This is a genomic window from Paenibacillus antibioticophila, from assembly GCF_000455265.1.
Taxonomy (GTDB): Bacteria; Bacillota; Bacilli; order Paenibacillales; family Paenibacillaceae; genus Fontibacillus; species Fontibacillus antibioticophila.
The window spans coordinates 2,217,366-2,230,510 of record NZ_HG005139.1; the positions used below are offsets into that span (position 1 = coordinate 2,217,366).

At 51.1% G+C, this 13,145-nt stretch carries 18 protein-coding genes; all 18 read right to left on the minus strand.

The features are described from left to right. Window positions 1-4 precede the first annotated feature (4 nt). Entirely contained in the window at window positions 5-448 is a 444-nt protein-coding gene (ndk, locus tag TX85_RS10185) for a nucleoside-diphosphate kinase (protein ID WP_044479023.1), read from the minus strand. A gap of 122 nt (window positions 449-570) precedes the next feature. Continuing rightward, window positions 571-1,545, minus strand: a complete 975-nt coding sequence (locus tag TX85_RS10190; protein WP_044479024.1) for a polyprenyl synthetase family protein — start codon at window positions 1,543-1,545, stop codon at window positions 571-573. Further along, window positions 1,542-2,408 (minus strand): menaquinone biosynthesis protein, encoded by an 867-nt coding sequence (locus TX85_RS10195; RefSeq protein ID WP_044479025.1) that lies wholly within the window; start codon window positions 2,406-2,408, stop codon window positions 1,542-1,544. The genes TX85_RS10190 and TX85_RS10195 overlap by 4 nt, the downstream gene beginning before the upstream one ends. Next, window positions 2,389-3,015, minus strand: a complete 627-nt coding sequence (locus tag TX85_RS10200; RefSeq protein ID WP_044479026.1) for a UbiX family flavin prenyltransferase — start codon at window positions 3,013-3,015, stop codon at window positions 2,389-2,391. The genes TX85_RS10195 and TX85_RS10200 overlap by 20 nt, the downstream gene beginning before the upstream one ends. Before the next feature lie 2 nt (window positions 3,016-3,017). Then, entirely contained in the window at window positions 3,018-3,884 is an 867-nt protein-coding gene (locus TX85_RS10205; RefSeq protein WP_044479027.1) for a UbiA-like polyprenyltransferase, read from the minus strand. Between the two features lie 3 nt (window positions 3,885-3,887). Further along, entirely contained in the window at window positions 3,888-4,601 is a 714-nt protein-coding gene (locus tag TX85_RS10210) for a demethylmenaquinone methyltransferase (RefSeq protein WP_044479969.1), read from the minus strand. Window positions 4,602-4,611: 10 nt separating this feature from the next. After that, window positions 4,612-5,481, minus strand: a complete 870-nt coding sequence (locus TX85_RS10215) for a heptaprenyl diphosphate synthase component 1 (RefSeq protein ID WP_044479028.1) — start codon at window positions 5,479-5,481, stop codon at window positions 4,612-4,614. A gap of 107 nt (window positions 5,482-5,588) precedes the next feature. Then, window positions 5,589-6,131 carry a hypothetical protein gene (locus tag TX85_RS10220; protein ID WP_044479029.1) on the minus strand — a complete coding sequence of 181 codons (543 nt, stop codon included), beginning with the start codon at window positions 6,129-6,131 and terminating at the stop codon, window positions 5,589-5,591. 91 nt (window positions 6,132-6,222) lie between these two features. Further along, on the minus strand, window positions 6,223-6,468 hold the full coding sequence (gene mtrB, locus TX85_RS10225) for a trp RNA-binding attenuation protein MtrB (RefSeq protein WP_044479030.1): 246 nt from the start codon (window positions 6,466-6,468) through the stop codon (window positions 6,223-6,225). Window positions 6,469-6,559: 91 nt separating this feature from the next. After that, window positions 6,560-6,832 carry an HU family DNA-binding protein gene (locus tag TX85_RS10230; protein WP_044479031.1) on the minus strand — a complete coding sequence of 91 codons (273 nt, stop codon included), beginning with the start codon at window positions 6,830-6,832 and terminating at the stop codon, window positions 6,560-6,562. Window positions 6,833-7,106: 274 nt separating this feature from the next. Then, window positions 7,107-8,585 carry a stage IV sporulation protein A gene (gene spoIVA, locus TX85_RS10235; RefSeq protein ID WP_044479970.1) on the minus strand — a complete coding sequence of 493 codons (1,479 nt, stop codon included), beginning with the start codon at window positions 8,583-8,585 and terminating at the stop codon, window positions 7,107-7,109. 435 nt (window positions 8,586-9,020) lie between these two features. Further along, window positions 9,021-9,764: a DUF3939 domain-containing protein gene (locus tag TX85_RS10240; RefSeq protein WP_044479032.1), complete on the minus strand. Its 744-nt coding sequence runs from the start codon at window positions 9,762-9,764 to the stop codon at window positions 9,021-9,023. Window positions 9,765-9,795: 31 nt separating this feature from the next. Then, on the minus strand, window positions 9,796-10,152 hold the full coding sequence (locus TX85_RS10245) for a 2Fe-2S iron-sulfur cluster-binding protein (protein ID WP_044479033.1): 357 nt from the start codon (window positions 10,150-10,152) through the stop codon (window positions 9,796-9,798). Window positions 10,153-10,167: 15 nt separating this feature from the next. Next, window positions 10,168-10,782, minus strand: a complete 615-nt coding sequence (locus TX85_RS10250; protein ID WP_049894898.1) for a nucleotidyltransferase family protein — start codon at window positions 10,780-10,782, stop codon at window positions 10,168-10,170. Window positions 10,783-10,804: 22 nt separating this feature from the next. Beyond that, window positions 10,805-10,984, minus strand: a complete 180-nt coding sequence (locus TX85_RS10255; RefSeq protein ID WP_044479034.1) for a DUF2768 family protein — start codon at window positions 10,982-10,984, stop codon at window positions 10,805-10,807. A 128-nt stretch (window positions 10,985-11,112) separates the two neighbouring features. Further along, window positions 11,113-11,385, minus strand: a complete 273-nt coding sequence (locus tag TX85_RS10260; RefSeq protein WP_044479035.1) for a stage VI sporulation protein F — start codon at window positions 11,383-11,385, stop codon at window positions 11,113-11,115. Between the two features lie 103 nt (window positions 11,386-11,488). Further along, a complete protein-coding gene (locus TX85_RS10265) occupies window positions 11,489-12,529 on the minus strand; it encodes an NAD(P)H-dependent glycerol-3-phosphate dehydrogenase (protein ID WP_044479036.1) in 1,041 nt (346 codons plus the stop codon). Next, the gene (gene plsY, locus TX85_RS10270) at window positions 12,522-13,133 is read right to left on the minus strand and encodes a glycerol-3-phosphate 1-O-acyltransferase PlsY (protein ID WP_044479037.1); all 612 of its coding nucleotides are present in this window, start codon (window positions 13,131-13,133) and stop codon (window positions 12,522-12,524) included. The genes TX85_RS10265 and plsY overlap by 8 nt, the downstream gene beginning before the upstream one ends. Window positions 13,134-13,145: the final 12 nt, after the last annotated feature.

Consider the following 13,145-nt stretch of genomic DNA (forward strand, 5'->3'; position numbering starts at 1 on the left):
ATCATTAGACCCAAGTTGCAATACTTTTAGCGTAGAGCACGAGCTCCGATTCGTCAAAAAAGTTGGCGATCTCCCGCTCCGCACTATCCGGACTGTCCGAACCATGAATCAGATTGAATGGCGTGTGAGCAGCGTAATCACCGCGAATCGTGCCTGGCAGCGCTTCCGTTACTTTCGTCTTGCCGATCACCATTCTCGACAGCTCGATAATATCGTCGCCTTCCCATACCATGGCAAATACAGGCCCTGAGGTAATGAATGTAATCAGGCTGTCGAAAAAGGGCTTGCCCTCATGCTCGGCATAATGAGCTTTTGCCTGCTCCTTGCTAACGGTCACCAGCTTCCCCGCCACCAGCTTGAAGCCCTTCTTCTCAAACCGGCCAACAATCTCGCCGATCAATCCGCGTTGAACGCCATCCGGCTTCACCATCAAAAAAGTCCGCTCCATAACTAACCTCCGTCTCACTTGTCAATATACTGCAGCATCCGCCTACCGGCGAAGGATAAAGATCAACCGTATTTTACCAGAAAAAAAGAGAGCTGATAAGGAGTTTATCACTTTTCACTGCTCTAGTAAGAACGTTTGTTAACAAACAAAGCGATCTCCTTCAAATGCGATTTCGCCTTGCACTCCGGCAGCCCTTCCAGAGCATTAAAGGCCTTGGCGATAAATCGGTCAGCCAGCTCCTCGGATTGGCGTATTCCATCGCTCCGGCGAATCATGTTGATGGCTGAGGAAGTATCAGCCGTTAGTCCGGCCGCGCGGATTTGTTCCAGTTCTGCAAGCAGCGGCGCTCTCAATCCTTCTTCCTGCAGCGCATAAATGACCGGCAGCGTAATATTGCCTTGTCGCATATCGCTTCCCGGCGGCTTGCCAATGGTCTTCTCGGTGCCCAATAAATCCAGCAGATCATCCCGGATTTGAAAGGCCATGCCCACATTATAGCCATAGCGGTATAACCGGTGATGCACTGATGAAGGCGCGTCGGCAGCCAATGCTCCCAACTGGCAACTGATTGCGATCAATAGCGCCGTTTTGCGGCGGATGCGGAGCAGGTAATTGCGCACGCTTTGATCCGTATTGAAGAAATCACGAATTTGCTCCATTTCCCCGATGGACATCTGAACCATCGCCTTGGCCAAAATCCGATGCAGCTCCGGGTTCTCCAGCGTAGTCGCCATCATCAATGCCTTGGCATAGATGAAATCCCCCGTGTACATCGCAATTTTATTATCCCACTTGGCCTTTACCGTGGGCTTGCCGCGTCTTGTCCCCGCATCATCAATGACATCATCGTGAACGAGGGATGCCGAGTGAATAAGCTCTAGCGGAACAGCTACATGCTGCAGCTTGTTCAAATCGTAGTCTCCGAACTTTCCGCCCAGCAGGACAAACACAGGGCGCAGCCGCTTCCCTCCCGCCTTCAGCAGGTGGAGAGAAGTCTCGCTCAGCAGGTCCTCATCGCCTTCGATGCTCCGGTACAATTGCTGCTCAATAACATCCATATCTTTTTTTAGTGCGCCGAAAATGTCCAATAATTTCATTCTTTCACCCGCATCAGCTTATTGTCATTCCATATGTTCATCCGGACTTCATGATCCAGCAGACCCAATTCTCTGGCATAAGCGAAATACAGAGCCAGCCCTGCTTGACGGCGTTCCGGGAAGTCGTAGCGCAAGTTATGAAAATAATGATTCCAGTAAGATGCTGTACCGCCGATTTGAGTCATCGCCTCATCTGCAAGCGGCTTAAGATTAGAAAGGCTTCTCGCCTTGCTGGTCTGGAACGCCTCACACACGGCGGAGACAAACTCCGGATACTGCTCGGCAAGAGAACGCTGCACCGCCCAGACGGCAAATGTCATGCCGTACCCGGTCCACTCCCTCCAGACTTCCCCCAAATCGGTGACGATATAACCGTGATCCTTCCAGGAGGCCTGGATCGCATGATCCCCGATCAGCAGAGCCGCGTCGCTGTCCTCCATCATTTTCTCCAGCACGGGCTCGCTGTCCCAATACGTCGGCTTGCCTTCATAGGCACGCTCCATAATGATCTTGAGCAGGTTCACCGAAGTCGCGGAAGTATTCGTCAACGCAAATGTTCCGTTCCGAATTTCCTTCAGCGGTTTGCGCGAGAAGACCAGGATCGAATGGACAGGACCATCTGTGCTGACGGACAAATCCGGCAGGAGCAGAAGCTCTTCCGATCCGTGGCCGTAGGAGAAGGAGGAGACTGGTGACAAGCCCAGCGTGTGCTCAAGCATTCGCCGGTTAAGCCTGGAAGGAACTTCAGTCACCAGGCTGGCCGGCAGCGGGAGCCGGCTTGCCTCAAAATAATGAAATACGGGCCAGACATTGGTATATTTGATCTTCCCGATGAGGATATCTTCATTCTCTCTGATGTTCATTGCGATCCCCCCATCTAGTAAACAGTGAATGTTCGATTCGAAGTGTGTCCAGCACCTTGCCGACCAGAAAACGAACCAGATCCTCTATGGATTGAGGTCCGAAATAAAAGGCCGGCATAGCCGGTACAATAGTAACTCCCAGCCGGGCCAGCTTCAGCATATTCTCCAAATGAATAGCGTGCAGCGGTGTCTCGCGGGGAACCAGAACCAGAGGCCGTCCTTCCTTCAGCATGACATCCGCAGCCCGGGTCATGAGATTATCGGAGATTCCGTTAGCAATCGAGGCCAGCGTGCCCATGGAACATGGCATGATGATCATTGCCTCCACAAGGAAGGAGCCGCTTGCAATCGAGGCCCCGATATCACCGGCCGGATGGTAGACGAGGGAGCCGCTGGCGGCTTCAAAATGCTCGCGCAGCATACGCTCCCGCTCCGCAGCGCTCCAGCCCAGCTCCTCATTCAGCACCCGCCACCCCGCATTTGAAATGACCAGATGAACCTGATAACCGGTATCGAGCAAAGCTTGTACTAATCTGATTCCATATATGGAGCCGCTCGCACCTGTTATTCCGACAACAATCTTTCTTTGACCATGGTTATTGCTCAAATTTACTGCACCACCAGATCAATCAGAGTAAAGGAAAAGACGACGATGCTAAGCACACCGTTCATGGTAAAGAAGGAAGTCTGCAAGCGGCTAAGATCCGCAGGAGACACAATATAGTGTTCATAAAACAAAATCAGGTAAGCGATAACCATTCCCGCGATGTACCACCAGCCAAGCTGGCTTAATAATAGGAGTCCAATAAAGCCGATAGCGGTGATGATATGGAACGCCTTGGCAATCTTCAACGAATTGGCGACACCAAACCGGACCGGAATGGAGTTCAAGCCTTCCTTGGTGTCGAACTCCACATCCTGGCAGGCATAGACGATGTCAAAGCCGGCAACCCAGAACACAATCGTTCCGAACAGGACCCATGCCGCCGCGTCCACCTTGCCTGTAACCGCTACCCAGCCGCCGAGCGGCGCAAGGGCGATGGTCAGCCCCAGGACAATATGGCACAACCATGTGAAACGCTTGGTAAAAGAGTAGAACACCAGCATGACTACCGCGATTGGCAGCAGCTTCATCGATAAGGAATTAAGCTGGGAGGAAGCCCAGAATAAAAGTGCAAAGGATGCAATAATAAAAATAATAACTTCGCCGATCTTCAGAAGTCCGGCTGGGATCGCGCGATTTGCAGTCCGCGGATTCTTGGCATCGCTGGCCCGGTCAATCAGACGGTTAAGACCCATCGCCGCGCTGCGGGCCCCGAACATCGCTATGAGAACCCAGCCGATCTGTGCCCAGGTCGGCATCGAATGGTTGACCGTAAAAGAGCCGAGCAGCGTACCCATAAATGCAAATGGAAGCGCAAAAACCGTATGCTCGAATTTTATCATTTGCAGAAAAATACCTATTTTCCTAAACATACACTACTCCTTCTTGCCAATATGCAATGCGGCAATACCGCCGGTTAATGCATATGCTTCTACTTCGGCAAGTCCGGTCTCCCGGAATATATCCGCCAGTTCTTTTCGGCCCGGGAACTGAACAAGCGAATCCGGCAGCCACTTGTATTGCTCGTATCGCTTGGCAATCAATCTGCCGAGCATCGGCAGCAAATGCTTGAAATAAAAATAATAAATTCCTTTGAATGGCTGCCAGGTCGGCTTGGACAGTTCCAGACATACAACCATTCCGCCCGGCTTGACGACCCGCTTCATTTCCTGAAGCACCTGTCTCAGGTCCGGCACATTGCGGAGCCCGAATCCAATTGTCGCATAATCGAAGCTGTTATCTTCGAAGGGCAGCGCCATGGCGTTCCCTTGAATCAAAGTAATATTCGACTCTATTCCCTGCTCCTTAATCTTCGCCCGGCCAATCTCCAGCATATTATCGCTAAAATCCAGACCGGTAATCGGCCCCTGGCTTGTCTTCGCCATGCTGATGGTCCAGTCGCATGTGCCGCAGCACAGGTCGATCGCTGAATCCCCATGCTGCATATTCATTTTGTTCATTGTGAATTTGCGCCAGGCCTTATGCCGCCTGAAGCTTAAAATATCGTTCATGATATCGTATTTGGGAGCGATGCTCTCGAACACCGAATGAACAAACCGCTCTTTTGTCTCCGCCTGGTTGCTGTTCATGTCCAAGACCTCACCCTTCCTGTATCATCTGACGTTCCGGCGCAAGCGCCATTTTCACCGGTTCGAGCACGGCAGCAAGCTCAGCCCGCAACTTGTCTCCCTGACATTCTCCAATCAGCTGCTCCACCCTATCCGCCGAATGACCCAACATCGTCAGAAGCTGTTCCCTGATCGTATACTTATTGAGCAATTGATGCCATTCCCCAGTCCCAATACTGTCTCGCGAAATTCGCTCCTTGTCCTCTGCTGTAGCCGATTCCAACATTTTCAGATATGCGAAGCCTTTTCGCTCTGCAGGGGACGTTACGCTCTGCTTGATCTCTTCCATCACAACCTCACAATGGCTGAGCTCCTCCAGCAGCAAATCCCAAACATTCCGCACCGATTTATCCATCTGTTGAGAAAAAGAAAGGAACAACGTCATTTTTAGCTTAACACGTTCCTTCACATAGGCTTCAGCCGGAAGCAGCATGCGCTTCAAGCTATTATATAGGCGAACCTTCAGCCGGTTCACTTCGCAAATGGCCGCGCTCATGGAATTCACCAGGCGAATCTGACCGCTATGCGCCAGGAGCTGATAGAACACGCTGCTGAAGTAATCTCCAGCAAGCACTTTCAACTGACGGGAGCGCATTTCCTGTTCTTCCTTTTGCCTGTCTTCAACATCAATCATGTCATGCGTATCCAGACCTAACTGGACGAGGAAAGCCGCCAGCGGACCGGCCTCTGTCAGCTGTCCGGAGTACTGTTCCCGGTGGTTCAAGAACGTATAAAGCAAACGAACACGGGGTACCGGAAAATCCGGAAGCTCCGTGTGAGTAGAAATCATGTCGTAGTCGACATATTTTCGAGCCAATTCGGTTATGTGATCAGGTCTCATCATCTGCCTCCGAGCTGCTATATAAGGACATTCCTAACCGATTAAGCTTCAAGAATGTCACAATCTTGTCTATTATAGCACATGTTCATATGGAGCGCACAGTACGATCAATAAGGAATATGCTCCTTCCAGAGATGCGTCGCCGTGATTCTGAACCATCGGATTAGTGATGGCGAAAGCTCCTCTTGACCGGAATTCCGAAGCTCCTCCAGGGCCTGTACCGGCCAGGCTCCCCGGCGGACATCCGCTGCAAGCAGTAAGTACCTGGTGCCAAGCCATTGATCCTCGGCAATCAGCCTTAGCAGCAGCTGGTCGATGTTGGAGGTATCCTCCATAGCAAATGAGATGACTTCCGCCATGCTCTGATACAATTGCTGTTTATCAAATTGTTCCTCGGCTACCCGCAGATCGATCGAAAGAATTTGACCATTCAAGTCCACCTTGGCAATCCGTACCGACAATTCAAGCGAGGCCAAGCCGTCCACCAGATTCTCATCGGTCAGCACAAGGGAGGAAGCAGGAGCAACGACGGAAGCAGCCGAAAGGGCACCGCCCTGCGGCAAAGCTCCTCCCGGCCCGATTAACCATGCACATAGCATGACAGTGCTGACGGCAAATAATAATGACCGGATCAACCATTTCTTGTCCATGGGCTGCGCTCCCTCCGTCCAATTAACCTGCAGAATGCTGTCCCTTATTTCATTCTACAAAAGAAAAAAGCAGGCTATGCCTGCTTAACAATTATTCCTCGGTATTCACGATACCATACTTGGTGTATACAACAGCCTTGCCCCTGATCTTGACCGCAGAAGTGTGATCGGTGAACTGGGCAATCAGCACCTCGCCCTTGTCGAGTTTTTCCGTATGATGAAAACGGGTGTCCTTCCCGCGGGTCAGACCGATTACGGTAACCCCCTGGTCCTTGGCTTTTACGACAAAATAGTCGCCGCCCATTCCTTGCTCGCTTCCTTGTCCGGACTGCTCCATGAATGTAGCTCCTTCCCGTTCTGGAATTCATAAGAAAGGCCCGTGAACACTAGTGCCCACGGACCTTGATCACGGAAGATATGTAGAAATCTTATTTGATTCCGTCTTTGAGCGCCTTGCCAGGCTTGAATGCCGGGATTTTGCTCGCAGGAATTTCGATTTCTTCTCCGGTTTGCGGGTTGCGGCCTTTACGAGCGGAACGCTCGCGAACTTCAAAGTTACCGAAACCAACCAACTGTACTTTATCTCCGCTTTGAAGTGCGCCCGCAATCGCTTCAAAAACAGCATCTACTGCTTTAGTAGCGTCTTTCTTGGACAATTCAGTGCTTTCAGCAACTTGCGAAATCAAGTCGGTCTTGTTCATTAGGATTCACCTCCCTAGTAAATTTGAAATTCATTCTGATATACTTTGTTTCCGTTTTGCCGTAAATTATACGTTGAAGCGGACAGAATAGGCATATTTCTCCTGGAAATCCGCCATTTGCCATCGTTTTCAAGGCGCGGAACAAATTTATAGTAATACAGCGGATTAATATTTTCAAGTGAATTAAGTCCCGATTTGGTGAATTCCGCGCGAAATGCACATCAAAAAGCCGGCTGTAACCCAGCCGGCCTGTTGGTTAACCCGTCTATAACCGTTACAAAATAATCGCGATCAAACCGCCCGAGCCTTCATTGATAATCCGCCCAAGTGTCTCCTGAAGCTTGTAGCGCGCATTGTCCGGCATCATGGCAATCTTGCCCTGGATTCCTTCTCTTACAATGGAGTGGAGCGATCTGCCGAATATATCGGATTCCCAGATCTTGATCGGATCATTCTCAAAGTCCTGCATCAGAAAGCGAACCAGCTCTTCACTCTGCTTCTCGGTACCGATGATCGGAGCAAATTCCGATTCCACATCCACACGAATCATATGAATTGAAGGTGCCGTTGCCTTCAGGCGAACACCGAAGCGAGAGCCTTGCCGGATCAGCTCCGGCTCGTCGAGAGCCATTTCCGCGAGAGAAGGGGCGGCAATTCCATAGCCGGTTGTCTTGACCATCTCCAGCGCTTCGGAGAAACGGTCATATTCCCGCTTGGCATGGCTGAAATCCTGCATCAGCTGGAGCAAATGATCCTTGCCGCGGATTTCTACTCCGACGACCTCCATCAAAATTTGGTCATACAGATCATCCGGGGCATACAGGTCAATCTCTGCTACGCCCTGCCCCATATTCATACCGCTAAGTCCCGCACGGTCAATGAAGTCGTATTCCATAAAATTATTAACGACACGATCCACGTCGCGAAGCCTGCGGATATCCTTGACCGTATCGCGGACAGAGTTCTCATAGTTGCTGCGCAGCCAATGATTCTCGTTCAGCACCATCACCCAGCTTGGGAGGTTGACATTCACCTCATGCACAGGGAATTCGTACAGTACTTCTCTGAGCACGCCGGTAACATCTTCCTCAGTCATTGTAGCTGCGCTAAGCGTGATGACCGGAATGTCATATTTGGCAGCCAGCTCTCCCCGAAGCTGTTGTGCTTCTTCGCTGCTTGGCCGGGTCGAATTGATGACGAGTACGAACGGCTTGCCGACTTCCTTAAGCTCGGCAACCACCCGCTCCTCCGAGTCTACATAGGAATATCTCGGGATATCGGCAATGGTTCCGTCCGTCGTTACGACGACCCCCAGTGTGGAGTGCTCCTGAATCACCTTGCGGGTTCCGATCTCGGCCGCTTCCTGGAAGGGAATCGGCTCCTCGAACCAAGGCGTAGAAATCATTCGAGGGCCGTTCTCATCCTCATACCCCTTGGCTCCTTCTACGGCATAGCCAACGCAATCCACAAGCCTGACGTTTACCTCAAGTCCTTCCGCCACCTTAATCTGTACCGCATTATTGGGCACAAACTTTGGCTCAGTCGTCATTATCGTCTTTCCTGCAGCGCTTTGCGGGAGCTCATCCACTGCCCGGACCCGGTCTGCCTCACTTGCGATATTCGGGAGTACGACCGTTTCCATAAACCGCTTGATAAACGTAGATTTGCCGGTGCGGACAGCCCCGACGACGCCCAGATAAATATCCCCTCCGGTACGTTCGGCAATGTCCTTAAAAATGTCTACTTTCTCCAATACCACTGATATCCCCTCCTCAAATTTCGCCGAAGGAAAAATGCTTTGAGAGCATCCGCTTCGTTATTCACCAACAATTTGCATACGCAGCTGGGCAGGAGCGGCAGCTCCCGTAACCCGCGTCCGCCGCCGCTTTACCTGATGAAGGAAGATTACAATCGAAGCGGCGCCACTCGTACATGCTTTTGGACTAGTACCATCTTATGTACAAGATGAAGTTTTATGACAGAATCCCCGTCATCTCCGGTCCTTTTTTTGATCTCACGCCTGCCTCAGGCAGGACAATGATTTTTCCGCCATATTGAATGCGTATGAATGGGAGATACGCATTATGCAATGTTTTTTGCAAAAAGAAAGCCGCCCCCGGCCAACTGGCTCAGGAACGGCTTGTTTCACAGCTAATAACGCATGTTCAAAAAACTACCTCTAACTAGATTACTCTGGTTGGGGGATCGGTCGATTATCCTTCCAAAAATAAGGCAAGGATTTCACGGGAACGAAGTAAGATTGCTCCGTCAGCATTTCCCGAATATCATTGTCATCGGAAAGCGTAATACCCATGCGCTCAACAATCTGCATCAAGTCCGGAGCATAGTCCACATAGACCTTGCCTTCCTCGTTGATCAGATAGTTCAGTTCCAGGCCGGAATACACGCTTTTCAGCACATAGTTCTCCCCGCCCATCGCCTTCAAATCGATCCTATGTATTCCTTCCGGCAATTCTCCATCTTCCTTCTTTACCGGCAGGACGCCTCCCTGCTGCTCCCTGTATTTGGCGGCGAGCCGTTCAACATCGTTAACGTACTGAACCGTTGTCAAATCCATGATCTTGATAACAGGGTCAAGCTCTTCATTTTGAATGAGAAAATAGACGCTTCCCCCGTTCTCGAAGGCGGCTCGGGGAATCGACTCCAGATATCCTTGCTTCTGCAACAAAACCAGATCTACCCGAAATTTCTCGTACTTCGGGGTCTCTTCGGAAGGGGTTATTAAAGGAAGGAGCTCATGATCGCTTTGGTACTGGTCCACAGCAAGCTGGATTCGGTTCACACCCTCACGATAGGCATCGGAAGGATTCTCCGACACTGCCTCCCGATACAGACAGCCTGACAGCAGTATAGCAAGAGCCATCGGGACCAGCATGATTCTGACTAATGGAGCAAAATGATTTCGATGCATACCGAGTTCTCCTTATGCATAATTATGATATTTACCACAGTTCATCCGACTCTTGCGCCTTCAGTTCCATCTGTCTGCGAATCGCAGCCTTGAGCGGATTCTCAGGGAGCCTGATCGCTACGTCTCCAAGGACCTTGCACTGACAGGCAAGCCTTGTCCCTTTTTCCAGCTCCGCCATTCCCAGCTTGCGCCGCTCCGCAGCAGAAGGAGGAGATAAAGCGGCAGAGCTATCCTCTTCCACCTGGATCTTGCACATCATACAGGACGCCTTCCCCCCGCATCTCGTAGGCATAGCGATCCTGGCTTTATGAACAGCCTGCAACAAGCTTGTACCGACCCGTACTTTAATCGGCTTTTCAGCCGGATAAAAGGTTACTTGGGCTTCCATCCATGCGGCCTCCTCTTATCCTTCCATTGCCCAGGGAAATAGCTCTTTAAGCTGACGAAGATGGGCTTCGCTCCATGAATTGCTCCGAATTAATGTTCTTAATGTTGCGGCATGCTGCTTCGGCTCTCTTGCCATGGCTTCGGCAACGGCCTGATAACGATCAGGACGTGAGCGGAGGATATTGAACACCAGCTCATGAGAAAGGGGCATCAGGGGCAGTTCCCCTTCAGCCAAATCTAGCTTGATCTGGCGAGCAGCAGGGGCAAGAACCTCTTCGACCTCGGTCAAATACGAAGACGAGCCCGCGCGAATTCGGAACCCTCCAACCAATTCCACGGCATATTCGCCCAATCGGTAGTGACTTAATCTGGAGCTGTAGATTCCGCTCTCATCCAGAGTCGGCTCATCCGTTGCCAGGTTGAACAGCAACTCATGGAGAAGCGGAACATGCTGATCATCAGTATACACATCGATATCACGAGGCAGTGAAGAAAGGGTAACCCCTTGCAGCCATAAGGCGCAGCTTCCGCCCAGTATCCAGGGAACCTCCGCATGCTCAAGCCGCTTATGGAGCAGGCAAAGCGATCTCAGCAGTTCCGAGGCCGATGTATCATCTTGCTGGAATCTCATGATTTAAACCTCTTCCCGTTGGTCAGGTGATGGACACCAGCCCCGCCAGAAACCCGGCAACCATAATCACGAAGGCAAACAACGACAGCAAACCGCGAACAATCCCCTTCGTTTTGGTCCTGGCAAATGTGATCAGAAATACGGACAAGCCCATTACAAGCAGGGCTGCCAAGGACAGCCACATTTTTGTCATCGGATCCATACACTTAACACTCCCAATTCTAATGGCGTGAACTGATTATGATAAATATTATAGCACAAAAAAAAGTCCCGTTTGAAGCCATCGCTTCCAAGCGGGACTGCCGATTACAGGCTTGATCTGAACTTTGTTTACTTCTTCAACATCATTTTCATCAAGGCTTCCATATTGGATGGATTCATTCCGCTTTTTTTGACCGCTGCTACAATCTCATTGACCGTGCTCTCAGTCACAGGAACCTTCGCCATAGATGAAACTTGCTTGATCAGCTTGCGAAGCTCAGCCTCGTTCTGCATTGTGGAAGGCTTTACCGTACCGGCCAATTTTTTAACTGCACCCTCGGTTATATTTTTGCCTGTCTTTTTATTGATTGCATTCAACGCATCCTTGGAAACTTTGCCCATGCTCTCGCCTCCTCCATGTCCTCCCCAACAGTTTATGAGGTGTTCACGAAAAAGGTCCTGGGCGGTTGCGGATTGTCTACATCGGTAGTTCAACTTACATAGCTCAGCTGTGCCACTGCTCCCAGGTTTCGATCGACATCATTTCCATTTCGGTCTTGCGATCCCGTCCCATCAAGGCTTCAACCGCTGTCTTCGGGTTCATTCCCTCGAACAACACGTGATACAATTGACTCGCGATCGGCATTTGCACCTGGTACTTCTCGGAGATCGTATGTGCAGCTTTGGTGGTACGAATTCCTTCCACGACCATCCCCATCGACGAGAGCACCTCATCCAGCGGTGTCCCCTCGCCAAGCATGAATCCGGCCCTCCAGTTCCGGCTGTGCTTACTTGTTGCCGTTACGACAAGGTCACCTACTCCGGCTAGCCCGGCAAACGTAAGCGGATTGGCCCCCATCTCGACACCGATACGAGTAATTTCGGCCAATCCGCGGGTCAACAGCGCGGCCTTGGCATTATCCCCATACCCAAGCCCGTCAGACATACCGGCACCCAGTGCGATTATGTTCTTGAATGCTCCGGCAAGCTCTGCCCCCAGCATATCCCGGTTTGTGTAAACACGGAAATAGGAATGCATGAACAGGTCCTGGGCTTTAGCAGCCTCTTTGTCATCCAATGAAGCAACTACAACCGTGGTCGGGCAGCGCTTGACGACCTCTTCCGCATGGCTCGGACCGGAGAGAACAACAATCCTGCCCTCTTCACATTCAAGCTCCTCGGAGATGACCGTCGAGATACGCTTCAAGCTTTCTGTCTCGAAGCCTTTAGTGGCATGGACCACCAGCATGTTCTCGCTCCAATAAGGCTTCAACGAACGAGCAACCTCTCTCGCTGCAGACGAAGGAGCGACTATAACAACAGAGCTGGCTCCCCGCACCGCCGCCTCCATATCGGTTACAGCAACCAGATTGGACGGGAGTACAACTCCCGGCAAGAAGCGCTCATTCGTATGGCGCTCATTGATCTCCCGGCACTGTGCTTCATTACGTGTCCAAATATTCACATCGATGCCCTTGTCGGCCAGAACGCTGGCCAGAGCCGTTCCCCAACTGCCTGCAACCAGTACAGCAGCCTTCTCAGACAATGCGTGTTCCTCCTTTGGATCCAAGTTTGTTCTCTTTGCCTTGAATGATCTTCACAATATTTGAGCGATGCCGCCAGAAGGCGAACAGACAGATGACGAGACTCGCCCAGAAATAAGCGCCGAACTCGCCGCTAATCAGCAAAAATATCGGTGTTAAGAATACAAAGATCAGGGAACCAAGCGAAACAAATCTCGTAAAGACGATGGATAGGATCGCGATAATTCCGGCGTAAAACGCTGGAAAAAAAACCAGCGTTGCCAAAACGCCAATGGCCGTAGCAATTCCTTTTCCGCCGCGAAAGTGGAAATAGACCGGCCAGTTATGGCCAATAATCGCAGCGATACCACTGATTGCAGCGACCCATTCCGAGCCTCCGCCAAGCCAGCGTCCTATCCAGACGGCTGCGATTCCCTTCAATACATCCAGTGCCAGCACTAAAATGGCCGGACCCTTTCCCAGCACACGCAAGGTATTCGTTGCTCCGGCATTTCCGCTGCCATGTTGCCGGATATCAATTCCCTTAAGTCCCTTGGCCAACACAACACTGAAGCTGACCGAACCGAGCAAATAACAGGCGATTACAGCTATGATCGGTAATATCACTTGTGTCCTACT